The organism is Streptomyces sp. NPDC051822, from assembly GCF_044452745.1.
Classification (GTDB): domain Bacteria; phylum Actinomycetota; class Actinomycetes; order Streptomycetales; family Streptomycetaceae; genus Streptomyces.
On sequence record NZ_JBITBZ010000012.1, the window covers coordinates 31551 to 55109 of the forward strand.

Genomic DNA, 23559 nt, shown 5'->3' on the forward strand with positions numbered 1-23559 from the left:
GGGGTCCGGCCCTCAGGGCGTCCGGTTCCCTGATCCCGGTGGACTCGGCGGGAGCTGTTCGCGGCCGGTGCTCAGTGCGACCCGGACCACGGTGTCCGCGACGCGGCGGGCCGACTCCCCGGGGGACGAGGCGGACTGGACGATGTGACTCGCGGTCAGCCGGACCGCCGCGTCCACGGCCAGTTCGCGCGCCACGGGGTCGACGGTGGGCCACGCCTCCGTGACGTACGCGTCGGCCATCGCCGTCGCCATGTCGAACGCCGCCGCGGACCGGGTCGTGAGGTACGAGAGGAGTCCGTCCTCGCCTGTGCTGGTCAGCATCGCCCTGATCAGCGGGTTGCGGGCGGCCAAGGTGAGGGTGAAGCCGACGGCCGCCTCGACGGCGGCGCCCAGGTCGTCCCGGTGGGCGTCGAGACCCTGCTGGATGCCGACGAGGCAGCGCTCCAGCTCGCGCTGGAAGAGGGCCTCGCCGATCGCCTCCTTGGAGGGGAACTCCGTGTACACGGTCTGGCGGCTGACTCCGACCGCGCCGGCCAGGTGCGCCATGCGCAGCTTGTCGAAGCCGCGGTCGGCGACCGCCTCGTACGCGGCGTCCAGGAGGCGCTCGCGCAGCAGCGTCCGGACGGTCTCCCTGAAGCGTGGCATCGGCCAAGCCTAGTCCAGCCGGAATTCCTCCCATGATTGTCAGAACTGTTGACACTTCTGATGAGAGTGTCCAATTCTCGAACATGAAGCCGCAAAGTGTCATTCGGCCGCTGCGGCACGACGGTTGGAGATCACATGCAGGAAGAGACCAGAGGGGTCACCCGCTGGCGCAGATCGACGTTCCTCGCCGTGCCCGCCACCGCGGCCGTCGCCGCCATGGCCACGGCCATGGTGCAGGGCGCGCTGGCCGCGAACCTCTCGCTGACCAGCGTCCCCTTCACCCTCAGCTCGAAGACCGTGGCGGCGCCGCAGGGCATCGGCGCGGTCATGCACACCATCGACGCCGGCGGGGCCAAGGGAGCCGCCGAGGTCGGCATCGCCAAGGCCGGCCTCGACGGCATCTGCGTCCACGCCGTCCAGTCCGTCAACCTCCCGGTGATCGGCAGTCTCGGCACCTGGTCCCTGAACATCTCCTCGCCCGCCGCGGCGACCCCGCTCACCAGCGACCAGCTCGTCGCGGGCGCGGGACTCCAGGCCAACAAGCTGGTCCTGGACGCCCAGTCGCTCAAGGCCGCCACGGCCACGCTCAACGCGAGCGACGCCACCCCGAACGTCATCGGCGCCGCCGCCGACGGCGCCGGCATCAAGGGCACCGGCATCACCGACGGCACGCCCGGCCAGTTCGGCCTGGACGCCACCGGCGGCCGGACCGACATCAAGAACCTCAACGCCGACGCCAACGGCGCCACGATCTCCGGTGCGATCACCCTGCCGGACCTCGCCATCGCCATCGCCCACGGCGACAAGGCCTGCTGAGCCGGGCGGCAGCAGCACCGCCCCGACGGCGCCACCGGGGCCGGGGGTCCGTGCCGTGAGGGAGCGCCCCTCCGCGCGGGCCCCGGCCCCACCCGCAGGAACCCTTCCTCTCCGACTCCCGCTGTGAGGCCCCTCATGACCACCGATCCGCCACCCGAGCCGAACGCCGTGTCCGGTCCGGCCCGTCCGGCCGACCCGCCCGGCCGCCCCGGCGGCGCGCGCGCGGCCTTCCGCCGCTGGCGCCGTACCCGGCCGTTCTGGGCGACCGTCTGGACCGGGCTCGGCGGCTTCGTCATCTTCTTCCTGCCGATGGCGCCGCTCGGAAAGATCCTCCAGGTCGGCGTCGGCGGCATCGCGGGCATGGCCGGCGGTGTCGTCCTGATGGCGATGGCGCTGCTCATGCTGCTGCTGCCCGGTCAGCGCCACTCCGCCGGCGTCATCGCGGTGATCGCGGGCGTCGCGTCCTTCCCGTTGTCCAACCTTGGCGGCCTCTTCGTCGGCATGATCCTCTCGGTCCTCGGCGGGTCCATGGCCTTCGCCTGGCTTCCCGAGAAGCCCGCCAAGCGGCGCGGCCGCCTCCTCCGCCGTACCGGGACGGCCGCCGAGGCGCCCGCCGCGCCCGCCGCGTCCCTGGGGAGCGGATCCCTATGACGATGCGTACGACCGGCGTGCGTGCTGCCGCCGACTGGAACGCCCGGATGCTCGCCGAGGCGGCCGACGGCACCCGCCGCGGCACCCGCTGGGGGCGCGGCGCGTTCGCCCTCGTGCCCGCCGCCCTCGCCGTCGGCGCCCTCGCCACCGCCATGGCGCAGGGCGCGCTCGCCGCCAACTTCAGCGTCACCGGACAGCCCTTCACGCTGACCTCCAACGGGGTCGCCGGCAGCGGCTTCGGCGCCATCGTCAACACCCCCGCCGTCGGCCGCCCGGACGGCACCACGACCACGAACACGGCCATGGCACGCGTCGGTTTCGCCAGCGCCGGGCTCGCCGGGCTCTGCGGAATCGTCCACCAGACGATCGCGGGAGTCCCGTACTCCCTGCTCCTGACGGGCGGCCAGAAGGTGACGGCCACCCCGCCCGCCGCCTTCACCACCGACATCGACGCCTCGAACCTGTACATCCAGGCGACCGAGCTCCAGGCGTACGGGCCCACCACCCTGCAGAACGCGGTACTCGGCCAGTCCGCCGACCAGGTCACCGTGGCGGGCAAACCGCTCACGGGCGCGCTGCCCGGCGGGTTCGGGCTCGGTTCGGCGGGCGGCGAGGGAGGCAGTTCCATCAGACTGCACGGACTGAACGCCACCGCCTACGACGCCGAGATGGCCGGGGCGCTCGTCCTGCCCGACCTGAAGATCAGGGTCGTCGCGGGAACGGCCACCGCATGCTGAGCCGGCTGAGATCCGCGTACGGATGGTTCCGGGCCTTCCGCCGCACACGCCCGTTCTGGGGCGGGGTGTGGCTGGTCGCCGGCGGCTGGACCGTCCTCAAGTTCTCCCTCAGCTCCCTGCAGCTGATCGTGAGCACCGGCTTCGGGGGAGTGGCCGGCTACCTCGTCGGCGGCGGGATGATCCTCTGCGGGCTCGTCCCGCTGGCGCTGCCCGCCCAGCGGTACACCTTCGGACTCATCGGCGTGGTCCTCGCGGTCGTCTCGCTCGTCGTCTCCAACCTCGGCGGATTCCTGCTCGGCATGACGCTCGGAGTCCTCGGCGGATCCATGATGGTGGGCTGGGGCGCCAAGCGGCCACGCCGCCGGGCGGCGGTGGAGGTGGAGGGGTGACGGCGGGCGTCGCCGGTACGCGGCCGGCCAGGGCGCTCGCCGTGACCGTGGCCCTCGTCCTCGCCGTCGTCACCGCCGTCTGGTCCGGGCAGCCGAGCCGCGCAGCGGGGACGACCGCGGCGGTCGAACCGCTGGGCGTGCCCTTCCTGCCCTCCCCGGACCCGCTGCACGTCACCATCGACAGCATGGTCGCCGTCTCCATGACCGTCGAGAAGAACGTCACCATCCGGCTCTCCGACGGCACGACCCGCGTCACCAACCAGTACACCTTCACCAAGCTCAAGATCCGCTCGCACATGAACGTGAGCCAGCGGGCCGCCGGGCACACCGTCACCATCGACGTGCCCGGCGAAGGCTCCCTCGGCGGATACGACAGCGCGGGGAAGCCCGAGACGACCACGATGTGGGGCACCATCTCCCACGTCTGCGTCCGCGTCCTCGTCAAGATCTGCGGGGTGCAGGGACTCCTCGACTTCTTCGGCTCCCTCATCCCGCTCACCGCGGGCGCCGAGGACTTCGCCGGCGACATCTACGCGATCCGGACGGTCGACGACCACGCGGCCCTCGACTCCACCGACAACCCCGTCCACCTGCCGGGAACCATCACGGTGACCACCCCATGAGCCACGAACGCCGCCCCCCGGAGGGGCGCACCCACTGGCGACGCTCCCTCGCCGTCGCCCTTCCCGCGCTCCTGGCGGCCGGCGGACTCGGCTCCGCCATGGCGAGCGGCGCACTGGCCGTCGGGCTCCGCATCCAGGACCGGCCCGTCGACTTCACCACCAGCAGCCTGTACGGGACGCAGTACGGCGCCGCCGTCGTCGACCAGGCCGTCGTACGGCCCGACGGCTCCGCCGGAACCGTCCGCGTGCTGCGCATGGGATTCGCGGACGGCGTGCTCAACGGCCTCTGCCTGAGCCAGCGGCAGCAGATCGCGGGAGCCACCTACACGCTGCTGCTCACCCTCGGCGACGACAACCCGGGCTCCTGGGAGATCCGGACCCGGAACACCGTCCTCGACCTGCGCAACGCCACCGGTGTCCTCGACATGGACGGCATCGTCGACCTCAACACCAACGGAGCCGACGTGAAGACCGTCAAGGACGCGAGCGGCGCGTACGTCCTCAACCCGCTCGGCAGCCCGCAGCACCGGTTCGGCATCCAGGCGCGGTACGCCAAGTTCGACCGGATCGTCGGCACCGCCCAGGACTTCCAGATCCCGGGCCTCCTGACCACCCCCAGGCTCACACTCTCCGTACGGCCGGGGACGGTCGCCTGCCCGGCCCCGGCCGCGCCCGTGGGGACGCCGGGGACGCCGTGAGCCGTGGCGGGGCAGGGGCCGCGAGGGGCCGGCGCGCTCAGGCCTTCGGCATGGCCATGGTGGCGATCGGCGCCGACGTCGGACGGGGGGAACCGCCCTCCGGCTCCACGGTGATGCCGATTCCGGTGGACGGGTTCGCCGGCCCCTCCAGAAGGGTGGTCGAGGTCGTCGTGCCCGAGGCCATCAGGCCGGCCGAGCGCATCGTCCCGGAATCGTCGTACCAGAGCTGGTAGACCTTGCCGGCCGGCGGCGCGGGCATCCCCGCCGCGGCGAACACCGCCCGGTCCAGGGACGGGGCGTGGACGAGCGTGCCCACCGCTCCGTCCGCCAGGCGCGCGGTGGAGACCCGGGCGTCGGGCGCCGCGAGCACCACCGCGACGGCCTCGGCGCTCGCCTCGGCCCGGACCGCCCGGTCGCGGGCCTCCTCGGCGCGCTGGTACTGCAGGCCCGCGAGACCCGCGAGCGTCACCGCCCCGGCGAGCGAGGCCGCCAGCGCCCAGCGGGGCAGCCGGCGCGGACCGCGGCCCGTGCCGAACGGCCGGCCGGCCCCCACGGTCACCGGCGGCAGCTGGCGGACGTCCGCGATCCGGCGCAGCACCTCGGCGCGCAGTTCCTGGCCGACCGGCTCGGCGACGGCGAGGCCGAGGCGCGCGGCCGTCTCCGAGAGTTCCCTGACCTCATGGGCGCACGCGGCGCAGTGGGCGAGGTGCCGCTCGACCGCCTCGCGCTCCTCGTCCGTGTCCAGTGCGTCCAGCACGTACGCGCCGGTCAGCGTGTGCAGCTCACCGCTGGTCATGCCGTCACCCCCAGGCAGTCGCGGAGCCGGATGAGCCCGTCGCGCATCCGGGTCTTCACCGTGCCCAGCGGCAGGGAGAGCAGCTCGGCGACCTCACGGTAGGTCAGGCCCCGGTAGTAGGCGAGGGTGACGGACTGGCGCTGGCGTTCGGTGAGGCCCCGCAGACAGCGCCGTACCCGCTCGCGGTCGAGACGGTTCTCGACCTCTTCCGTCACCTCGTCGTACGCGGGGGTGTGATCGAGGAGGGCGACGCGCCGGGCCCGGTCCGAGGACGCCTGCTCCGAGCGCACCCGGTCCACCGCGCGGCGGTGGGCGAGGGTGAGTGCCCAGTTCAGGACGGAGCCGCGGTCCGGGCGGTAACGCGCCGCGGAGCGCCAGAGGTCGACCATCACCTCCTGGGTGACCTCCTCGGACTGCGCGGGATCACGCACCACCGAGCGGACGACGCCGAGGACGGGTCCCGAGACCTGGTCGAAGACGGCCGAGAAGGCGTCGCGGTCCCCGCGGGCGACCTGGAGCATCAGCGCGGTCAGACCGTCGCCGCCCAGGTCGTCCGGGGGCGGACCCGCGTCGACGCGTGCGTGCTCTCTCACCGGATGTGTCCTCCTGGTCATCTGCGCCCGCGCCGCTGCCTGTGCTTGCGGGCCTCTCTTTCGCCCCTACTTCGGAGCACCGGCTCCCACGGATTGGTCCGTGCGGTCCCGGTCCGCGGGAAGACGGCTCAGGGCTCCCGGCCACCACGCCACCGGGCCGAGGTCCCGGACGAGCGCCGGCACGAGGAGCGAGCGGACGACCAGGGTGTCGAGCAGCACGCCGAACGCGACGATGAAGGCGATCTGCACGAGGAACGCCAGCGGAATGACGCCCAGCGCGGCGAAGGTCGCGGCGAGCACCACGCCGGCCGAGGTGATCACACCACCGGTGGCGGTCAGCCCGATGCGGACGCCCTCCCGCACGCCGTGCCGCGCCGTCTCCTCGCGGACCCGGGACATCAGGAAGATGTTGTAGTCGACCCCGAGAGCGACGAGGAAGACGAAGCCGTACAGCGGTACGGACGCGTCCGTACCGGTGAAGCCGAGGACGTGCTCGAACACCAGACTCGATACGCCCAGCGTGGCGGCGAAGTTGAGGGCCACCGTCGCGACGAGGATCAGCGGCAGCACGAGGGAGCGCAGCAGCGCCACCAGGATCAGCAGGATGATCGCCAGGACGACCGGGACGATGAGCGTCCGGTCCCGGGCCGCCGTGCGCTGGGTGTCGTACTGCTGGGCGGTGGAGCCGCCCACCAGGGCGTCCGCCCCGGGCACCGCGTGCACGGCGGTACGGAGCCTGGCGATCGTGTCGCGCGCCGCGTCGCTGTCGGCGGCGGCGGACAGGGTGGCGTCGACGCGGACCCTGCCGTCGACCACGAGCGGCGCCCCGGGGGAGGGGCGGCCCGTGGCGCCGACCGGGAAGGCCGAGTCGACGCCGGGGACGCCCTCGGCGGCCGTGACCACCCGCGTGACCGCTCCGGCGTCCGCGATGATCACGGCGGGGTTGCCCGCGCCGCCGGGGAAGTGGCGGCCGAGGGTCTCCTGGGCGGCGACGGAGGGCGCGTCGTTCACGAAGATCTCGTCGAAGGGCACGCCCCGGGAGTTCAGGGCGGGTGCGAACGCGGCGCAGGCCAGGAGGGCGGCCAGGGTGACCGCCCACACCTTGCGGGGGGCGCGGTCGACCAGGGCGGCGATCCGGTGCCAGACGGCCGGGCCGCCGACGGTGGCCGTGTTCGTGTCGGTGTCGGTGGCGGCTGTTCCCGTGTCTGCGGGAAGGGCCTTCGGGCGGGCCGGCCAGTACGCGGCGCGCCCGGTGAGGACGAGGGCGGCCGGGAGGAAGGTCAGGGCGCTGAGGACCGCGCACACGATGCCGATGGCGCCGACGGGCCCGAGCGCCCGGTTGTTGGCCAGGTCGCTGACGAACAGGGCGAGCAGGCCGAGGGCGACGGTCGCGGCACTGGCCACGATCGGCTCGAAGGAGCGGCGCAGGGCGCGGTTCATCGCGGCGAAACGGTCCGCGCCGGGCGCGGCGAGCTCCTCGCGGTAGCGGGCGGCGAGCAGCAGGGCGTAGTCCGTCGCGGCACCGATCACCAGGATGGACAGGATGCCCTGCACCTGGCCGTCGACCCTGAGCACCCCGGCGTCGGCGAGCACGTAGACGACGGCGCAGGCGAGGCCGAGGGCGAAGACCGCCCCCAGGATGATCATGAGGGGCAGCAGGACGCTCCGGTAGACGACCAGCAGGATGAGCAGCACGGCGATCAGGGCGACGCCGAGCAGCAGCCCGTCGATTCCCGAGAAGGCGCCGGAGAGATCGGCCTGGGTGGCGGCGGGCCCCGCGAGGTGGACGGTCGTCCCCGGAACCGTGGCAGCCGCCTTCCGGATCGTGTCGAGCGTCGTCGGCAGCTCCTCGCCGAGGTCCGGCTCCAGGGCGACGACGGCGCGCAGCGCCTCGCCGTCCTCGGAGGGCAGTGCGGGGGAGGGCGGGCCCACGATCCCCTCGCGTCCGGTGAGCGAGGCGAGGGCGCGGGTCGCGTCGGCCGTCGAACCGGCGGCCACCGGTCCGCCGTCGCGTGCGGTCCACACCACGATCGCGGGCACGGTCTCGGAGCTGCGGAACGCCTTCTGCTCCTCGATGACGCGGGTGGACTCGGCGCTGCGCGGGAGGAAGGCCGCCTGGTCGTTGGCCGCGACCTCGCCGAGGCGTCCGGCGAAGGGGCCGAGACCGCCGCCGACGGCGAGCCAGGCGACGAGGAGGACCAGGGGCAGCAGAAGGCGGGTCCTGCGGACGGCGCTGGGCGGCATCGGGGCTCCGTACTGTATCTCAGGCATTGACTATCTCAATGAATGAGAGAGTTTCTATCATGCGGGTACCTCGGCTCTCGACACCCCTTCGGTTTCAGCCTGCCGGACGGATGCGCCGCTTCAGCGGCGCGGCACGCGCAGCGCTCCGAGCTCGTCGTTCAGCGTGTTCAGGAAGCGCAGCGCGACCGAGAGTTCGGCCGGGCCGAACTGCCCCCTGGCCCGGTCCGCCGCCTCCGCGAGCGGCATGAAGTACCGCCGGGCCGCGGCCCTCGCCCCGTCCTCGTACCGGATGTGCACGACACGCCGGTCCGCGCTCTCCCTGGTCCTGCGGATGTGTCCCGCCTTCTCCAGCCGGTCGAGGCAGGCCGTCACCGCGCCGGACGTGAGTCCGAGATGCTCCCGCAGCCGCCCCGGCGTCAGCGGTTCCGGGCTGTCCAGGACGACGGCCAGTGCCTGCACGTCCGTGGGATGCAGGCCCTGCGCCTGCGCGAAGCCGTGTACCAGTCGATTGAGCTCGCCCTGGGTCCGGCGCAGCGCGACGGCGAAACTCTGCAGGTCGCCCACCGTGTGCTCGGTGGCGGCGGTGGCGTCTGGGTCTTCATGGCGGGGCACGCGTTCAGCCTATAGACATCGCTCCCGCGCATCCGCCCGGACCGCGCGGGGGGAAGCATGACGGGAGAGCCCCGCTCGCTCGCTCGCGACAGATCTTCGCGCGCTCGGGACACACCCCGGTGCGCTCGCGACAGAACCCGCACGGAACGGAGCACCCCATGGCGACGCACGACCCCGTGGAGACGCACCCCCGGCCCGCCTCCGACCGTCCGCTCTGCCTCGTGACCGGAGCCGGCGGATACATCGGCGGCCGGCTCGTCCCCGACCTGCTCGACGCCGGATACCGCGTGCGCTGCCTCGCCCGCACCCCGGCCAACCTGCGCGACCACCCCTGGGCGGACCGGGCGGAGGTGGTGCGGGGGGACGTCACCGACGCGGCCACCCTGCGCCCCGCCTTCCGCGGCGTGCAGGTGGCCTACTACCTGGTGCACTCCCTGAGCTCCGGGCACGGCTTCGAGGAGACCGACCGGAAGGCGGCCCGGACCTTCGCCGAGGAGGCCCGCGCCGCCGGGGTGCGCCGCATCGTCTACCTCGGAGGCCTCGAACCCGCGGACGTCCCCGAGCACGAACTCTCCCCGCACCTGCGGTCACGGGCCGAGGTCGGCCGGATCCTGCTGGACTCCGGCGTCCCCACCACCGTGCTGCGGGCCGCCGTCGTCATCGGCTCCGGCTCCGCCTCCTTCGAGATGCTCCGCCATCTGACCGAACGGCTCCCCGTGATGGTGACGCCGCGCTGGGTCGGCACCCGCGTCCAGCCCATCGCCGTACGCGACGTGCTCCGCTATCTCGTCGGCAGCGCGCGGATGCCGGAGGACGTCAACCGCGCGTTCGACATCGGCGGCCCCGACGTCCTCACCTACCACGACATGATGGTCCGCTACGCGAAGGTCGCCGGGCTGCGCCGACGGCTCATCCTTCCCGTCCCCATGCTCACCCCGCGCCTGTCCGGTCTCTGGGTCGGACTCGTCACGCCCGTCCCCGCGTCCCTGGCCCGCCCGCTCGCCGAGTCGCTGCGGTACGAGGTGGTGTGCGCCGACCACGACATCGCCGACCACGTCCCCGACCCGCCCGGTACACCCGTCCCCTTCGACGAGGCCCTCGGGCTCGCCCTGCAGCGGGTCCAGGAGGCCCGGGTCGCCACCCGGTGGAGTTCCGCCTCGCTCCCCGGGGCCCCCAGCGATCCCCTGCCCACCGACCCCGACTGGGCGGGCGGCAGCCTCTACACCGACGAACGCGAACGGATCGTCGACGCCGGGCAGCGGGAGCTGTGGCAGGTCGTCGAGGGGATCGGCGGCGCGAACGGCTGGTACTCCTTCCCGCTGGCCTGGGCGGTACGGGGCTGGCTCGACCGGCTCATCGGCGGGGTGGGTCTGCGCCGGGGCCGGCGCGACGCCCAGCGGCTCAGGGCGGGCGACGCGCTCGACTTCTGGCGGGTCGAGGAGATCGAGCCCGGCACCCTGCTGCGGCTGCGCGCCGAGATGCGGCTGCCGGGACTCGCCTGGCTGGAGATGCGGGTCGAGCGGGACGACCGGGGGCGGACCCGGTACCGCCAGCGCGCCCTGTTCCACCCGCGCGGGCTCGCGGGGCAGGCGTACTGGTGGAGCGTGTCGCCGTTCCACGCCGTCGTCTTCGGCGGGATGGCGCGGAACATCGCCCGGGCGGCGGAGCGTGCGGCGCACCGCCCGCCGACGGGCGCGGCGGATCCTGGCCGACGGCCCGCGCCCGTCGGCGCCGCCCGCCCGTCAGGGACCGGTCCCACCGGGGACCCGGGACCGCGCCGGCCATGAACGGGGGCGCCGCAGCCATGAGCAGGGCCGCCGGGCCACGCGCCGTGGGCGGCGGCCACCCACGCGCCGGGCTGGCGTCCACGGGGCGGCGGTCGGCCTCCTCGGGCGGGCGGTCGGCCATCACGGGCGGGCGGTCGGTGCCCACGGGTCGGCGGTCGGCCTCCTCGGGCGGGCGGTCGGTGGCCACAGGCCGGCAGCCCGTCCACGGGTCCGCGGGCGCCGCCGCATCCACGGGCCCGTGGCAGGGCGAAGGGGGCACGCAGCCGTACACGTCTTCACGCAGCCCGCCGGACGCCCGTCCCCCTGCGGCCCGCCCCGCCGACCCACCCCTCCCGAGGAAGCGCGCCATGACCGTCTCCGTCGTCCTCTTCACCTCCGACCTCCGTCTGCACGACCATCCCCCGCTGCGCGCGGCCGCGGAGGCGGCGCACGAGGTGGTGCCGCTGTTCGTCCGCGACCCCGCCGTGGACCGGGCCGGGTTCGCGGCGCCCAACCGGCTCGCCTTCCTCGCCGACTGCCTGGCCGACCTCGACGCCGGGCTGCGGGAGCGCGGCGGCCGCCTCGTCGTGCGCGACGGCGACACGGTCGCCGAGGTGTGCCGGGTGGTGCGGCAGGCCGACGCCGACGAGGTCCACATGGCCGCGGGGCACTCCGCCTTCGCCCGCGCCCGGGAGGCACGGCTGCGCGGCGCCCTGGAGTCCGACGGGCGCCGCCTGTACGTCCACGACGCCGTGACCACCGTCGTACCGCCAGGCGACGTCACCCCGCAGGGCTCCGACCACTTCGCGGTGTTCACCCCGTACTTCAGGCGCTGGACCTCCGAACCGCTGCGCACGCCCCTCGCGGCCCCCCGGTCGGTGCCGGTCCCGCAGAACCTCCGCTCCGAGCGTCCGCCGGCCCGCGCATCCGTCGCGGACGTGTCGCCGGGCCTCGCCACGGGAGGCGAGAGCGAGGGACGCCGGAGGCTCGGGGCCTGGCTGTCGCGCCACGCCGACGCCTACGAGGCGGGCCACGACGACCTCGCGGGCGACGTGACCTCCCGCCTCTCGCCGTACCTGCACTTCGGCGCGGTCTCGGCGACCGAGGCCGTGCACCGGGCGCGGTCCCGTGGCGGCGCGGGGGCCGAGGCCTTCGTACGGCAACTGTGCTGGCGGGACTTCCACCACCAGGTGCTCGCCGCGCGGCCGGAGACGGCGGTCGAGGACTACCGGCCCCGGCACGACCGCTGGCGGCGGGGCGAGGAGGCCGAGGAGGACCTCAGGGCCTGGCGGGAGGGCAGGACCGGCTATCCCGTGGTGGACGCGGCCCTGCGCCAACTCGCGCACGAGGGCTGGATGCACAACCGGGGCCGGCTGCTCGCCGCGTCCTTCCTCGCCAAGACGCTCTACGTCGACTGGCGCGAGGGGGCCCGGCACTTCCTCGCCCTGCTCGTGGACGGCGACATCGCGAACAACCAGTTGAACTGGCAGTGGGTGGCGGGGACGGGCACCGACTCCCGGCCGAACCGCGTCCTCAACCCCGTGCTCCAGGGGAAGCGGTACGACCCCGACGGCGCCTACGTCCGCCACTGGGTCCCCGAACTCGCGGCTCTGCCCGGGCCCTCGGTCCACGAACCCTGGCGTCTGAAGGGGCTGGACCGGGCCGAGTACGACTACCCGGACCCGATCGTCGACCTCGCCGACGGCCTCAGCCGCTTCCGGCACGCCCGGGGGCGCGACTGAGGCCGGGACGGGTCCGCCGTCCGATACGACGCACGATCGACGCGTGTTGAGTCGACTCCGCCGGACGCCTGACGCTGGGGACCTGGGAGCAACGGCCCCGGAGCAGGAGGACCCGTCATGACCCTGACCAGCACCGCCGTCCGGCCCGACCCCGGCGCGCTGCCCGACACATGGTCCGACGCGCTGCCCGACCCGTTGTCGGACCCGCTGTCGGACGCACTGACGGACGAGGAGATCGGCCGCGGTCTCGCCCGGGGCGACGACCACTGTCTCGCCCTCGCCCACCGCCGCTGGGCCCGCCTCGTGCACACCCTCGCGGTCCGCTCGCTGGGCGACCCGCGCGAGGCGGAGGACGTCACCCAGCAGGTCTTCCTCGCCGCCTGGCGCGGCCGGGCCGGCTACCGCCCCGAGCGCGGCCCCGTGCCCGCCTGGCTCATCGGCATCACCCGACGGAAGATCGCGGACGCGCTCACCGCCAGGACGCGCCGGCTCGACCTCGCCGCCGCTGCCGCCCTCATGCCGGCCACCGCCACGGACGAGGGCCCCGAGCACGTGCTCGACCGGATCGTGGTCACCCGTGAACTGGCCCGCCTGCCACGGGACCAGCGTGACGTGCTCACCCTCGCGTACTTCGCGGACCTGACCCAGGCGCAGATCGCCGACCGGACCGGCCTCCCCCTCGGCACCGTCAAGAGCCACGCCCGCCGGGGCCTCCAGCGGATGCGGCGCAGCCTGACCACCACGGCGACGGCCCCCGGCCGGGCGCCCGCCGGCGGAGAGATCCCGGCCTGAGCACGGGGCCGCGATCCCACCCCTCTTACCGGCGCCCCATGGATGACGGGGCTCCGTACCCGGCCGACCGGTCGACCTGGCAGACTGCGGCCCTCACGGTCACCTCCCCCTCGTCATGAGCGTCCCGCTCGCCAGGGGAAGCGGGCCTGCGACTCCTGGAGGCCACACATGCCGCAGCGGCCCGGTTACGCGGCCCACCCGGCCCGCCCGAGCGGGTCCCGCCGACGGGTGCGCCGGCACGCGCACCGGACGGCCGCGCGATGACCTGCCGCACCCGGCGCGCCGCGCGCCCGGACACGCCCGGCACCCTCGTCGTCCGCAGCGCCCCGCCCGTTCCGACCGCCGCCGTGCTGCTGCTCCACGGCGGTCGCGCCGACGGGCCGGAGCCGCCGCCGGCCCTCAACCTCCCGGCGCTGCGCATGCGTCCCTTCGCCACGGCCGTGACCCGCGCCGTACGGGGCAGGAGCGTGCTGGTCGCCGAGGTGCGGTACCGCCACCGCGGCTGGAACGGCGCGCGCGCCGACGCCGCCAGGGACGCCGAAGCCGCCCTCGCGAGCCTCCGGAAGCAGGCCGGGCCCGTGCCCGTCGTGCTCCTGGGCCACTCCATGGGAGGTCGCGCGGCCCTTCGCGCCGCCGGCGACCCGCACGTCCGCGGTGTCGTGGCGCTCGCGCCCTGGTGTCCCGCCGACGAGCCCGTGGACCACCTCGGCGGCCGGCGGCTCTACCTGCTCCACGACGAGACCGACCGCGTCACGGCCGCCCGTGACTCCTGGGACTTCGTCCGCAGGGCACGGGCGGCGGGCGCCGACGCGGCGGGCATCCCGATGCCGACCGGAGGCCACGCCATGCTCCGCGGCGCGGACCTGTGGCACCGCCGCGCGGCCGAACTCACGGCGGCACTGCTCTCGCACGGCTGAGGCGGAGGGAGGCCGTCGGGCGGCGCGACCGGCCGGGTGTCCGGCGGGAGTGGGGGAACGGTACGGACCGCCCCGGTGTCATCCGACGGTCGGCCGCGGTTCCCCGTAGAGCCTGGTAAGACCGTCGAGCGCTTCGCGCAGACCGCCGGGACGCAGCATCCCCGGCTGTACGGACCGGCCGGCCCAGCCCGGTCCCGCGAGCATCACCATGGGATGCGTCCGCGCCCCTCTGACGCCGAACGACCGTGCTGCGACGTGCTGGGCAAGGGCGTGGTGCGCGGTCGAGCGCGCCTGCGACCAGAGCACGACCGCGACCGGACCCGTGCGCCGCACGGCGGCGTCGAGCGCCTCGGCGGGAACGGCCCCGCCGAACATGCGGGCGGGCAGGCCGCGTTCGGCGAGACCCGCGGCCAACGCCTCCAGCGGCAGGGTGTGCTGCTCGGCTGGCACGCACGCCAGGAGGACCGGCGGCATGGAGGGCACGGCGACGGGCCCGGCGGGCGCGACCTGCCGGAGCGCGGTCGACACGTGCCAGGACAGCAGGTGCTCCACCTCGACGTAACGGTCCCCGGAGGACTCCCACTTGCGCCCCACCGCGTGCAGGGTGGGCACCATCACCTCCTCCCAGGCGGTGACGAGCCCGTGGTCCGCCACGACCTCGCGGAGCAGGACGTCGAGCGTGGGGCCGTCGAGCCGCACGGCGGCGCGCGCCAGCCCACGACACTCCAGGCGTACGTCGCCGAGCGGGAGACCGCTGCCCGATCCCGGTCGCCGGGCGGCCGGGGCGCGGGGGAGGAGTGCCGGGGGAGCCGGCAGGGCAGGCCGGGCCGGCAGGGTCGCCCGCGCGGACAGGGCCGACCGGGCCGCTTCCGCGGGAGGCACACCGGAGGCGGTGAGCCGGCACATCTCCTCCAGCATGGCGACGTCACCCGGGGCCCACCGCCGGTGCCGCCCCTCCGTCCGCGCGGCGGGCCCGATGCCGTACCGCTGGTCCCATGAGCGCAGCGTGGTCGGCGACACCCCGAAACGCCGGGCGACGGCGCCGGTCGTGAGGCCGTGCTCCGTATCGGAACCCGTATCGAAACCTGTGTCGGAACCTGCGTCGGCGCCCCTGTCGGAATCGGACATGTTTCCAGCCTACGACGCACAATCGATGCGAAGCCGGCCGGCCTCCACGCCTCAGGCGAGAAGGCCCTCGCAGGCCGCTCTCGTCGCCCTGTGCACCGCGCGGGCGAGCCGCGCACCCCAGAGCGAGCGCGGACCGGCGAACGGCTCGGCGGGCACGCCGGCGAACGGCCCGGCGGCGTGGCCGGTCGGGGAGGGAGCGGCCACGCACACGGCGTCCGTGGGTGTCCCCGAGGCGTCCGCCCCGAGTTCGACCAGGGCCTGTGTCTTCGCCTCGGTGGCGGTGGCCACCGCGTTCACGAGCGCGGCGTCGGTGAGGGCCACGGGCACCGACACGATGATGTTGATCGTCCCGGGGCGCGGGGCCGCGACGGTACCGGGCCCCGGTGCGGCGGCCCAGCCCCGTACCCCGATCCCCGCGGTGACCACCGCCCGTACGCCGCCGTCGGCCGCGTGCCGACGGTCCGCGACCGAGGCCGCCGTCATCAGGCCCACACCGGGCCCCGAGAGCCCCGCTCCGGAGGCCAGTTCGCGCAGGTGGGCCTCGGGGTCGCTCCGGTCGTAACCGGGCGGGACCTGGGCGTTGAGCACCCACGCGCGCGTACCGATGCCTCCGCCGAGCACGGCGCTCGACACCATGCGCACGCCCGGTCCCGGGGCCCATACGAGGAGCGGCCACTCCCGGCCCTGCTCCACATGCGTGAGAAGGCCGGCGTCCGAGAGAGAAGCGCTGGTGAGGAGGGGGGTTCGGGGAAGCACCCCACACCCTAACGCGCGGCTCTCCTCACTCGGACGGGTGAAAGACCCGTCCGGATCGGATCCGGACCCATCCGGACGGCACGCGGCTCCGAAACACCTGTGACAGACAACAGGGCCGCGGCGGGGGAGACCCCGCCGGTGGTCCGGACGCGTCACCGCACTCCCGGCCGGGGTGGTCGTGCCGTTCGCTCTCCGTGCGCCTTGCCGCGCACCCGATACAAGGGGTTCCTCCTCATGAACGCTCTTCGCCTCCGCCGCGCCGCCGTCGCCGTGGCAGCTGCGGCAGCGCTGCCCTTCTCCCTGGCCGCCTGCTCGGACTCCGGCTCGGACACCAAGTCCGAGGCCGGTGCAGAGGCCTCGGCGCCGGCGGCGCAGGAGAACACGCCCACGACCGGGACGGACGCGGCCGCCGACGGCCCGTTCGGTCCGGGCTGCGCCTCGGTGCCGAAGGACGGTGCCGGTTCCTTCGACGGCATGGCCAAGGACCCCGTCGCCACCGCCGCCTCCAACAACCCGGCGCTGTCCACGCTGGTCGCCGCCGTCAAGCAGGCGGGCCTCGTCGACACCCTCAACAACGCCGAGAACATCACGGTGTTCGCGCCGACCAACGACGCCTTCGCGAAGATCCCGAAGGCCGACCTGGACAAGGTGCTGGCCGACAAGGACATGCTGACGAAGATCCTCACCTACCACGTCGTGGGCCAGAAGCTGACGCCGAAGCAGCTGGAGAACGGCTCCTTCGAGACCCTTCAGACGGGCACGCTCACCACCGAGGGCTCGGGCGAGGCGTACACCGTCAACGACTCCTCGAAGGTCGTCTGCGGCAACGTCCCCACGGCCAACGCCACCGTGTACATCGTCGACACCGTCCTGATGCCCAAGTAGCGGACGGCGGAGGGTAGCGCGCGGCCCTACCCGCCCGAGGACGCCGGCGAAGCCGGGACCGTCTCCTCGGGCGGGGGGGCCGTGCTGTTTCTGACGACCAGACTGGTCGCGAGTTCCAAGCGGGTCACGGACGGCTCCCCCGCCCGCAGCCGGAGCAGCATCTGCACGGCCTCCTCGCCCATCTGACGCAGCGGCTGGTGCACCGTCGTGAGGGCCGGGCTGGACCATCGCGCGATCATCACGTCGTCGTACCCCACGACGGACAGGTCCTCGGGCACGCGCAGCCCGCACACCCGGGCCGCCTCCATCACCCCGAGCGCCTGCAGGTCGCTGCCCGCGAAAATGGCGGTGGGCCGGTCCGGCAGCCGTAGCAGCTCCATCGCGTGCGCGTAGCCGCCTTCGACGTGGAAGTCGCCGAACCGGACGAGGGAGGCGTCGCCCGCCAGACCCGCGATGTTCATCGCCGACCGGTAGCCGTCCAGCCGGGCGAGGGAGCAGAGCATGTCCTCGGGGCCGGTGATGATCCCGATGCGCCGGTGCCCCAGTTCGATGAGGTGCCGGGTCGCGGCGACCCCGCCGCTCCAGTTCGCCGAGCCCACGGACGGTACGTCCGGCTCCGGGTCGCCCGCCGGGTCGACGATGACGAACGGGATGGAGCGCGCGCCGAGTTGCTGCTTGACGGCGTCCGGCAGGGCCGAGAACACGAGGACCACGCCGATCGGCCGGCGCTGCAGCACCCCTTCGATCCAGTCGCTCGCCGGTGCGTGGCGGGTTCCGCTCTCGGTCAGCACCACGCTCGCCTGGTCGGCCTTGGCGAGGTTCTCCACGCCCCGGATCAGCTCCATCGACCACACGCTGTCCAGCTCGTGGAAGACGAGCTCGATGAGCGGGGCCTCCCGGGCCGCCCGGGTGGTCCGCCGGTAGGAGTGCGTCTCCAGCAGGCGTTCCACCTTGCCACGGGTGACGGACGAGACGTCCTGCCGCCCGTTGAGCACCTTCGAAACTGTCGAAAGCGAGACCCCGGCTTTCTCGGCCACCTCGGCCAGGGTGATCCGCCTGCTCTCCTCGTCATCTCGCATCTGAGCAGCATAAAGCGGCGGCGGACCGCAGCAGGGTCACGCTTTGGTAACTCGCCGCCAGTGGGTTGACCCGCCTGCTTCCGCAACCCTAGCGTCCCGACCCGTGAAGTTTCGGTAACTGGATCGCAACTCTTTCGAAAGGTGAGGCGATGAAGCGACCCGCACAGCTCCTGAGGACCGCTGTCGTCGGCGGAGTGACGCTGACCCTGTCCCTGTCCCTGGCGGCCTGCGGCAACTCCGGGGACTCCGCCGACGGGGGCGCGGACAAGATCCACATCCTGGTGTACGGCGACGCGGCCAACAAGGTGGAGAAGCAGCTCGTCGAGACCTTCAACAAGACCTCGAAGGTGAAGGCCGTCCTCGACACCATCCCGGGCGCCGACTACCAGGCCAAGCTGCAGACGATCATCAGCGGCAAGCAGGCCCCCGACGTCTTCTTCAACTGGGGCGGCGGCAGCATCAAGCCCTACGTCGACGCCGGGCTCCTCATGCCGCTCGACGACTTCATCGCCAAGGACCCCGGCCTGCAGTCCAACTTCCTGCCGTCGGTCTTCAACACCGCCGTCGTGGACGGCAAGCCCTACGGCGTGCCCATGCGCGGCACCCAGCCCGTCCTGCTGTTCAGCAACAAGAAGGTCCTCGCGGACGCCGGCGTCACCGCTCCCCGCACCTGGAGCGAACTGCTGACCGCCGTCAAGACCCTCAAGGCCAAGGGCGTCACCCCCATAGCCCTGGGCGGCGGCGACAAGTGGCCCACCCAGATGTGGTTCCAGTACATGTACGACCGGGTCGCGGGCCCCGACCTCTTCCAGAAGGCCGTCGGCGGCGACAAGAGCGCCTGGGCGAGCCCCGACAGCAAGAAGGCGCTCGGCATGCTCAAGGAGCTGATCGACACCGGCGCCTTCGGCAGCAACTACGACTCGGTCAAGTTCACCGACGGGGGCTCGCCCGCCCTGCTCGCCACCGGCAAGGCCGCCTTCGAGCTCATGGGCTCCTGGGAGTACTCCACCCTGCAGGACGCCTACCCGGACTTCGTGAAGAAGGACCTCGGCTACGGCAGTTTCCCGACCGTCGAGGGAGGCAAGGGAGACCCGAACAACCTCGCGGGCAACACGAACAACTACTACTCGGTCCTGAAGAACACCGAGCACCCCGAGGCGGTGGCCGACTTCCTGAAGCTCATGTACTCGGACGAGTTCGTGAAGGCGCAGCTCGGCATCGGCAACCTGCCCACCACCACCAACACCCCCAAGTTCCTCGACGGTTCGGCGAACCCGGCCTACTCCACGTACCAGTACGAGCTCGTCAAGAAGGCCCCGGCGTTCCAGCTCTCGTGGGACCAGGCGTTCCCGCCGGCCGCCACCACCACCATCCACCAGGCCGTCCAGCAGTTCTTCAACGGACAGATGGGGGCCGACGCCTTCATCGCCGCCATGCAGACCCTGCCCGCGGCCTGACCTCCGGGACGTCCGACATGACCACCGCCACAGCCCCCGCCGTGGACAGCGAGAAGACGCGACGCCGGGCGACACCGCCCGGCCGCGCCGCCGGAACCGGTGTGAGCCGCCCCAGCTTCGTCTGGGCGGCTCCCGCCGCCGTCTTCTTCGGCCTGTTCGCCATCGTGCCGCTCCTCCTCGTCGTCGTGCTCTCCTTCACGAGCTGGAACGGCCTCGGCTCACCCGAGTTCGCCGGCCTGGACAACTGGAGCAAGCTCCTCGACGACCCCGTCATGCTCAAGAGCCTCTGGCTGAGCCTGCTCCTCACCGTGCTCGGCGTCGTCGTCCAGACCCCGATCAGCATCCTGCTCGGCGTCTGGGCCGCCGGCCGCCAGCGCAACCGGGCGGTCCTCTCCGCCATCTACTTCGTCCCGCTCCTGCTGTCCATCACCGCCGTCTCCGTGCTCTGGCGCGCCGTGCTCGACCCCAACTTCGGCGTGCCCTCGCAGGCCAGGTGGCTGTTCGGCGACGGCAACCTCTTCGGGGTGCAGGCCGGCGCCATCGGCGTCCTCGTCTTCGTCAGCACCTGGCAGTTCACCCCGCTGCACACCCTCATATACCAGGGCGCCGCGCGGGCCATCCCGCAGGTGCTCTACCAGGCCGCCCAGATCGACGGTGCCGGAAGGATCCGCCAGTTCTTCCACATCACGCTGCCGCAGCTGCGGAACAGCATCGTGACCTCGATGGTCCTCATGGTGGTCGGCGGACTCACGACCTTCGACACGGTGCTGATCCTCACCCAGGGCGGTCCGGGCACCGACACCACGAACAGTGCCTACTACATGTACCAGAAGGCCTTCAAGAGCTTCGAGTTCGGAACGGCCTCCGCCATCGCGCTGCTCCTCGTCCTCGTCGCCAGCTTCGTGTCCCTCGTCATGGTCCGGCTGACGGGCTACGACAAGATGCGCAGCACCATGGAGGGCGTGTGATGAGGACCCGTCCCAACTACCTGGCCGGATTCGGCTCGCTGATCTGGCTGTTCGTGGTCGGCCTGCCGCTGTACGTCATGCTGGTCGCCACCTTCCAGAGCCGGGCGGACTACGCGGCGAACGGCCCCCTCGGCCTCCCCGAGCGGTTCACCCTCGACAACTACGTCAACGACCTGAGCGACGGCTTCGGGCAGTACTTCCTCAACACGGTGATCGTCACGGTCTGTGTGGTGGGCATCGTCCTGCTGCTCGTACCACCGCTGGCGTACGCCATCGTCAGAAGCGACGGCAAGGCCACGGGCAGGATCTTCCGGCTGTTCCTGCTCGGCCTGGCCATCCCCTCTCAGGCCGTCATCGTCCCGATGTTCTACCTGATCAACGAGGCCGGCCTCTACGACAACCTCATCGGCGTCATCCTGCCGACGGCCGCCTTCGCCATGCCTGTGTGCACCCTGATCCTCTCCGGCGTCATGCGGGACATCACGTCCGAGCTGTACGAGGCCATGACCGTCGACGGAGCCTCCTCCTGGCGCATCTTCCGCCAACTGGTGATGCCGCTGTCCAAGAGCGGCCTGTCGACCGTCATCGTGTTCTCCGCCCTCCAGGCCTGGAACGGCTTCCTCTTCCCGCTCGTGCTCACCCAGTCCTCCGAGAACAAGGTCATCACCATGGGCCTGTACGACTTCCAGACCGAACACGGCGTCGACATGCCGGGCCTCCTCGCGGCCGTCGTCCTGTCCATGCTCCCCATCCTGCTCGTCTACCTGTTCGCCCGTCGCGCCCTGGTCCAGGGCCTGATGGGAGTCGGAGGAAAGTGACCGACAACGTGGCCACCCAGCCCCAGACCCAGCACCCCGCCTGGCGCGACCCCGCGCTCAGCGCGCAGGCCCGTGCCGACGCCCTGATCCGCGAGATGACGCGCAAGGAGAAGATCGCCCAGCTCTTCGGCGTGTGGGTCGGAGCCTCCGCCGAAGGCGCCGAAGTCGCTCCGCACCAGCACGACATGGAAGAGCCGGTCCTCCTCGACGACCTGCTGCCCGACGGGCTCGGCCAGCTCACCCGCCCCTTCGGCACCGCCCCCGTCGACCCGGCGCTCGCCGCCCTCTCGCTGATGCGGACCCAAGGGCGCATCGCCGCCGCCAACCGCTTCGGCATCCCGGCCGTGGCGCACGAGGAATGCCTCGCGGGCTTCGCCGCCTGGGGTGCCACCGCCTACCCCGTACCCCTGTCGTGGGGCGCGACCTTCGACCCCGCGCTCGTACGGGAGATGGCGGCCGCCATCGGCCGGGACATGCGCGCGGTCGGCGTCCACCAGGGACTCGCGCCCGTCCTCGACGTCGTACGCGACGCCCGCTGGGGACGCGTGGAGGAGACCATCGGCGAGGACCCGTACCTCGTGGGCACCATCGCCACCGCCTACGTCCAGGGCCTGGAATCCGCCGGCGTCGTCGCCACCCTCAAGCACTTCGCCGGCTACTCCGCCTCCCGCGCCGGCCGCAACCTCGCCCCCGTCGGCATGGGCGCACGGGAGCTGGCCGACGTGATCCTGCCCCCGTTCGAGATGGCGGTCAGGGAGAGCGGCGTCCGGTCGGTGATGCACGCCTACACCGACACCGACGGCGTGCCCTCCGCCGCCGACGACGAACTGCTCACCGGACTGCTCAGGGACACCTGGGGCTTCACCGGCACCGTCGTCGCCGACTACTTCGGCATCGCGTTCCTGAAGACCCTGCACGGCGTCGCCGGCACCTTCGGCGAGGCGGCCGGGGCGGCCCTCGCCGCCGGGGTGGACGTGGAACTGCCCACCGTCAAGACCTTCGGCGAACCCCTCCTCGACGCGATCGAGGCGGGCATCGTGCCCGAGGAGCTCGTGGACCGCGCCGTACGGAGGGTCCTCGTCCAGAAGGCCCAGCTGGGCCTCCTCGATCACGACTGGACCCCCGTCCCCGCCGCCCTCGAAGGAGCCGACACCACAGCCGACCCCGCCACCCTGCGCGGCACCATCGACCTCGACCCGGACGGCAACCGCGAGCTGGCGGGCCGCATCGCCCGGCAGGCCGTTGTCCTGCTCCGGAACGACGGCATCCTGCCGCTCGACCCGGCCACCCCCCGCCGGATCGCCCTGATCGGCCCCAACGCCGAAGCCCCGACCGCGGTCCTCGGCTGCTACGCCTTCCCCGTCCACGTCGGAGGGCAGCACCCCGACATCCCGCTCGGCATCGACCTGCCGACCCTCCGTGAGGCGCTCCAGGCGGAGTTCCCGACGGCCGAGGTCGTCGTGGCGCCCGGTGCGGGCGTCGACGGGGCCGGCACCGAGGGCCTCGCCGAAGCCGTCGCACTCGCCCGGAGCGCGGACGTCGTGATCGCCGCCCTCGGCGACCGCGCCGGGCTCTTCGGCCGTGGCACCAGCGGCGAGGGCTGCGACGCGGAGTCCCTCGCCCTGCCAGGCGTACAGCAGCAGCTCCTCGACGCCCTCCTCGACACCGGCACACCGGTCGTCACGGCCCTGCTCGCCGGGCGGCCCTACGCGCTCGGCCGCGCGGCGGACGAGTCCGCAGCCGTCGTCCAGTCCTTCTTCCCCGGCGAGGCTGGAACGCCCGCCATCGCCGCCGTCCTCAGCGGACGCGTCAGCCCCAGCGGCCGCCTGCCCGTCAGCGTGCCCCGGCACCCCGGCGCCCAGCCGTCCACCTACCTGGCGGCCCGGCTCGGCCACGCCAGCGAGGTCTCCAGCATCGACCCCACCCCCGCGTTCGGATTCGGACACGGCCTGACGTACACGACGTTCGAGTGGAGCGATCTCGTCGTCGAGACCGCCACCACCCCCACGGACGGCGCGTTCCGCCTCGCCCTCACCGTGCGGAACACCGGCGACCGCGCCGGCAGCGAACTCGTCCAGCTCTATCTGCACGACCCCGTGGCCTCCGTGGTCCAGCCCCTCCAGAGGCTGATCGGCTACGTACGCCTCGACCTCGCCGCCGGACAGGAGGCCAGGATCGACGCGACCGTCCCCGCGGACCTCGCGTCCTTCACCGGCCGCGACGGGACACGCGTCGTGGAACCCGGAGAGCTGGAGCTGAGGTTCGGCGCGTCGAGCACCGAGCCCCGGCTCACCGCCCGGGTCGTGCTCGCCGGCGCCGCACGGCAGGTGGACCACCGTCGGCGCCTGCACGCCGACTTCGAGGTGCTCCCGCCGGCCGCCGGCTGACGGGCCGGTGCCCCGCGGGCCGACCGGCACAGGCCCCGCAGCCCTCACGGGCAGCGGGGC

General features: G+C 73.2%; 23 protein-coding genes. 15 read left to right on the plus strand and 8 right to left on the minus strand.

The window, feature by feature from the left end; all coding sequences use genetic code 11:
* Nucleotides 1–12: 12 nt before the first annotated feature.
* Nucleotides 13–645, minus strand: a complete 633-nt coding sequence (locus ACIA8N_RS29790; RefSeq protein ID WP_365780883.1) for a TetR family transcriptional regulator — start codon at nt 643–645, stop codon at nt 13–15.
* A 135-nt stretch (nt 646–780) separates the two neighbouring features.
* Here ACIA8N_RS29790 and ACIA8N_RS29795 point away from each other — a divergent pair, with 135 nt between their 5' ends.
* The 6 genes from ACIA8N_RS29795 (at nt 781) to ACIA8N_RS29820 (ending at nt 4559) form a co-directional block, all read left to right on the plus strand.
* Nucleotides 781–1461 carry a DUF6230 family protein gene (locus ACIA8N_RS29795; RefSeq protein ID WP_365780881.1) on the plus strand — a complete coding sequence of 227 codons (681 nt, stop codon included), beginning with the start codon at nt 781–783 and terminating at the stop codon, nt 1459–1461.
* 135 nt (nt 1462–1596) lie between these two features.
* Complete coding sequence (locus ACIA8N_RS29800; RefSeq protein ID WP_365780880.1) at nt 1597–2112, plus strand: DUF6114 domain-containing protein; 516 nt, start codon at nt 1597–1599, stop codon at nt 2110–2112.
* Nucleotides 2109–2849 (plus strand): DUF6230 family protein, encoded by a 741-nt coding sequence (locus ACIA8N_RS29805; protein WP_365780879.1) that lies wholly within the window; start codon nt 2109–2111, stop codon nt 2847–2849. The genes ACIA8N_RS29800 and ACIA8N_RS29805 overlap by 4 nt, the downstream gene beginning before the upstream one ends.
* Complete coding sequence (locus ACIA8N_RS29810; RefSeq protein WP_365780878.1) at nt 2843–3238, plus strand: DUF6114 domain-containing protein; 396 nt, start codon at nt 2843–2845, stop codon at nt 3236–3238. The genes ACIA8N_RS29805 and ACIA8N_RS29810 overlap by 7 nt, the downstream gene beginning before the upstream one ends.
* Nucleotides 3235–3861, plus strand: a complete 627-nt coding sequence (locus ACIA8N_RS29815) for a hypothetical protein (protein ID WP_365780877.1) — start codon at nt 3235–3237, stop codon at nt 3859–3861. The genes ACIA8N_RS29810 and ACIA8N_RS29815 overlap by 4 nt, the downstream gene beginning before the upstream one ends.
* On the plus strand, nt 3858–4559 hold the full coding sequence (locus ACIA8N_RS29820) for a DUF6230 family protein (protein WP_365780876.1): 702 nt from the start codon (nt 3858–3860) through the stop codon (nt 4557–4559). Before ACIA8N_RS29815 ends, ACIA8N_RS29820 begins: the two co-directional genes overlap by 4 nt.
* 37 nt (nt 4560–4596) lie before the next feature.
* Here the strand turns inward: ACIA8N_RS29820 and ACIA8N_RS29825 are convergent, their stop codons facing one another.
* The 4 genes from ACIA8N_RS29825 to ACIA8N_RS29840 all read right to left on the minus strand — a co-directional run bounded on the left by ACIA8N_RS29825 (nt 4597) and on the right by ACIA8N_RS29840 (nt 8804).
* Complete coding sequence (locus ACIA8N_RS29825) at nt 4597–5355, minus strand: anti-sigma factor (protein WP_365780875.1); 759 nt, start codon at nt 5353–5355, stop codon at nt 4597–4599.
* Complete coding sequence (locus ACIA8N_RS29830) at nt 5352–5969, minus strand: sigma-70 family RNA polymerase sigma factor (RefSeq protein ID WP_399416828.1); 618 nt, start codon at nt 5967–5969, stop codon at nt 5352–5354. Before ACIA8N_RS29830 ends, ACIA8N_RS29825 begins: the two co-directional genes overlap by 4 nt.
* A gap of 45 nt (nt 5970–6014) precedes the next feature.
* The gene (locus ACIA8N_RS29835; RefSeq protein WP_365780873.1) at nt 6015–8219 is read right to left on the minus strand and encodes an MMPL family transporter; all 2205 of its coding nucleotides are present in this window, start codon (nt 8217–8219) and stop codon (nt 6015–6017) included.
* Nucleotides 8220–8312: 93 nt separating this feature from the next.
* Nucleotides 8313–8804 (minus strand): MarR family winged helix-turn-helix transcriptional regulator, encoded by a 492-nt coding sequence (locus tag ACIA8N_RS29840; protein WP_365780872.1) that lies wholly within the window; start codon nt 8802–8804, stop codon nt 8313–8315.
* Between the two features lie 158 nt (nt 8805–8962).
* Here ACIA8N_RS29840 and ACIA8N_RS29845 point away from each other — a divergent pair, with 158 nt between their 5' ends.
* The 4 genes from ACIA8N_RS29845 to ACIA8N_RS29860 all read left to right on the plus strand — a co-directional run bounded on the left by ACIA8N_RS29845 (nt 8963) and on the right by ACIA8N_RS29860 (nt 14021).
* Nucleotides 8963–10591 (plus strand): SDR family oxidoreductase, encoded by a 1629-nt coding sequence (locus ACIA8N_RS29845; protein ID WP_365780871.1) that lies wholly within the window; start codon nt 8963–8965, stop codon nt 10589–10591.
* Nucleotides 10592–10938: 347 nt separating this feature from the next.
* Complete coding sequence (locus tag ACIA8N_RS29850) at nt 10939–12312, plus strand: deoxyribodipyrimidine photo-lyase (RefSeq protein ID WP_365780870.1); 1374 nt, start codon at nt 10939–10941, stop codon at nt 12310–12312.
* Nucleotides 12313–12429: 117 nt separating this feature from the next.
* A complete protein-coding gene (locus ACIA8N_RS29855) occupies nt 12430–13104 on the plus strand; it encodes a sigma-70 family RNA polymerase sigma factor (protein ID WP_365780869.1) in 675 nt (224 codons plus the stop codon).
* Nucleotides 13105–13364: 260 nt separating this feature from the next.
* A complete protein-coding gene (locus ACIA8N_RS29860) occupies nt 13365–14021 on the plus strand; it encodes an alpha/beta fold hydrolase (protein WP_365780868.1) in 657 nt (218 codons plus the stop codon).
* Nucleotides 14022–14099: 78 nt separating this feature from the next.
* On the opposite strand, the gene ACIA8N_RS29865 is transcribed toward ACIA8N_RS29860, so the two are convergent.
* Nucleotides 14100–15149 (minus strand): MerR family transcriptional regulator, encoded by a 1050-nt coding sequence (locus ACIA8N_RS29865; RefSeq protein WP_365780867.1) that lies wholly within the window; start codon nt 15147–15149, stop codon nt 14100–14102.
* 51 nt (nt 15150–15200) lie between these two features.
* Nucleotides 15201–15905, minus strand: coding sequence for an adenosylcobinamide amidohydrolase (locus ACIA8N_RS29870; protein ID WP_399416829.1), 705 nt, complete (start codon nt 15903–15905; stop codon nt 15201–15203).
* A 234-nt stretch (nt 15906–16139) separates the two neighbouring features.
* On the opposite strand from ACIA8N_RS29870, the gene ACIA8N_RS29875 reads away from it, so the two are divergent.
* Complete coding sequence (locus tag ACIA8N_RS29875; RefSeq protein WP_365780866.1) at nt 16140–16790, plus strand: fasciclin domain-containing protein; 651 nt, start codon at nt 16140–16142, stop codon at nt 16788–16790.
* A gap of 26 nt (nt 16791–16816) precedes the next feature.
* Here the strand turns inward: ACIA8N_RS29875 and ACIA8N_RS29880 are convergent, their stop codons facing one another.
* The gene (locus tag ACIA8N_RS29880) at nt 16817–17869 is read right to left on the minus strand and encodes a LacI family DNA-binding transcriptional regulator (protein WP_365780865.1); all 1053 of its coding nucleotides are present in this window, start codon (nt 17867–17869) and stop codon (nt 16817–16819) included.
* Nucleotides 17870–18018: 149 nt separating this feature from the next.
* Between ACIA8N_RS29880 and ACIA8N_RS29885 the strand changes: the two genes are divergently transcribed.
* The 4 genes from ACIA8N_RS29885 (at nt 18019) to ACIA8N_RS29900 (ending at nt 23499) form a co-directional block, all read left to right on the plus strand.
* Nucleotides 18019–19326 (plus strand): extracellular solute-binding protein, encoded by a 1308-nt coding sequence (locus tag ACIA8N_RS29885; protein ID WP_365780864.1) that lies wholly within the window; start codon nt 18019–18021, stop codon nt 19324–19326.
* 17 nt (nt 19327–19343) lie between these two features.
* Complete coding sequence (locus tag ACIA8N_RS29890) at nt 19344–20294, plus strand: sugar ABC transporter permease (protein ID WP_365780863.1); 951 nt, start codon at nt 19344–19346, stop codon at nt 20292–20294.
* The gene (locus tag ACIA8N_RS29895; protein WP_365780862.1) at nt 20294–21112 is read left to right on the plus strand and encodes a carbohydrate ABC transporter permease; all 819 of its coding nucleotides are present in this window, start codon (nt 20294–20296) and stop codon (nt 21110–21112) included. Before ACIA8N_RS29890 ends, ACIA8N_RS29895 begins: the two co-directional genes overlap by 1 nt.
* 95 nt (nt 21113–21207) lie before the next feature.
* Nucleotides 21208–23499, plus strand: a complete 2292-nt coding sequence (locus ACIA8N_RS29900) for a glycoside hydrolase family 3 N-terminal domain-containing protein (protein WP_365780924.1) — start codon at nt 21208–21210, stop codon at nt 23497–23499.
* Nucleotides 23500–23559 lie beyond the last annotated feature (60 nt).

Excerpts from the sequence above, each read along its gene's own strand:
- ACIA8N_RS29790 (WP_365780883.1), bottom strand. The coding sequence starts at position 645 with ATGCCACGCTTCAGGGAGACCGTCCGGACGCTGCTGCGCGAGCGCCTC.
- ACIA8N_RS29795 (WP_365780881.1), top strand. The coding sequence starts at position 781 with ATGCAGGAAGAGACCAGAGGGGTCACCCGCTGGCGCAGATCGACGTTC.
- ACIA8N_RS29800 (WP_365780880.1), top strand. The coding sequence starts at position 1,597 with ATGACCACCGATCCGCCACCCGAGCCGAACGCCGTGTCCGGTCCGGCC.
- ACIA8N_RS29805 (WP_365780879.1), top strand. The coding sequence starts at position 2,109 with ATGACGATGCGTACGACCGGCGTGCGTGCTGCCGCCGACTGGAACGCC.
- ACIA8N_RS29810 (WP_365780878.1), top strand. The coding sequence starts at position 2,843 with ATGCTGAGCCGGCTGAGATCCGCGTACGGATGGTTCCGGGCCTTCCGC.
- ACIA8N_RS29820 (WP_365780876.1), top strand. The coding sequence starts at position 3,858 with ATGAGCCACGAACGCCGCCCCCCGGAGGGGCGCACCCACTGGCGACGC.
- ACIA8N_RS29825 (WP_365780875.1), bottom strand. The coding sequence starts at position 5,355 with ATGACCAGCGGTGAGCTGCACACGCTGACCGGCGCGTACGTGCTGGAC.
- ACIA8N_RS29830 (WP_399416828.1), bottom strand. The coding sequence starts at position 5,969 with ATGACCAGGAGGACACATCCGGTGAGAGAGCACGCACGCGTCGACGCG.
- ACIA8N_RS29835 (WP_365780873.1), bottom strand. The coding sequence starts at position 8,219 with ATGCCTGAGATACAGTACGGAGCCCCGATGCCGCCCAGCGCCGTCCGC.
- ACIA8N_RS29845 (WP_365780871.1), top strand. The coding sequence starts at position 8,963 with ATGGCGACGCACGACCCCGTGGAGACGCACCCCCGGCCCGCCTCCGAC.
- ACIA8N_RS29850 (WP_365780870.1), top strand. The coding sequence starts at position 10,939 with ATGACCGTCTCCGTCGTCCTCTTCACCTCCGACCTCCGTCTGCACGAC.
- ACIA8N_RS29855 (WP_365780869.1), top strand. The coding sequence starts at position 12,430 with ATGACCCTGACCAGCACCGCCGTCCGGCCCGACCCCGGCGCGCTGCCC.
- ACIA8N_RS29860 (WP_365780868.1), top strand. The coding sequence starts at position 13,365 with ATGACCTGCCGCACCCGGCGCGCCGCGCGCCCGGACACGCCCGGCACC.
- ACIA8N_RS29865 (WP_365780867.1), bottom strand. The coding sequence starts at position 15,149 with ATGTCCGATTCCGACAGGGGCGCCGACGCAGGTTCCGACACAGGTTTC.
- ACIA8N_RS29875 (WP_365780866.1), top strand. The coding sequence starts at position 16,140 with ATGAACGCTCTTCGCCTCCGCCGCGCCGCCGTCGCCGTGGCAGCTGCG.
- ACIA8N_RS29880 (WP_365780865.1), bottom strand. The coding sequence starts at position 17,869 with ATGCGAGATGACGAGGAGAGCAGGCGGATCACCCTGGCCGAGGTGGCC.
- ACIA8N_RS29885 (WP_365780864.1), top strand. The coding sequence starts at position 18,019 with ATGAAGCGACCCGCACAGCTCCTGAGGACCGCTGTCGTCGGCGGAGTG.
- ACIA8N_RS29890 (WP_365780863.1), top strand. The coding sequence starts at position 19,344 with ATGACCACCGCCACAGCCCCCGCCGTGGACAGCGAGAAGACGCGACGC.
- ACIA8N_RS29895 (WP_365780862.1), top strand. The coding sequence starts at position 20,294 with ATGAGGACCCGTCCCAACTACCTGGCCGGATTCGGCTCGCTGATCTGG.
- ACIA8N_RS29900 (WP_365780924.1), top strand. The coding sequence starts at position 21,208 with ATGACGCGCAAGGAGAAGATCGCCCAGCTCTTCGGCGTGTGGGTCGGA.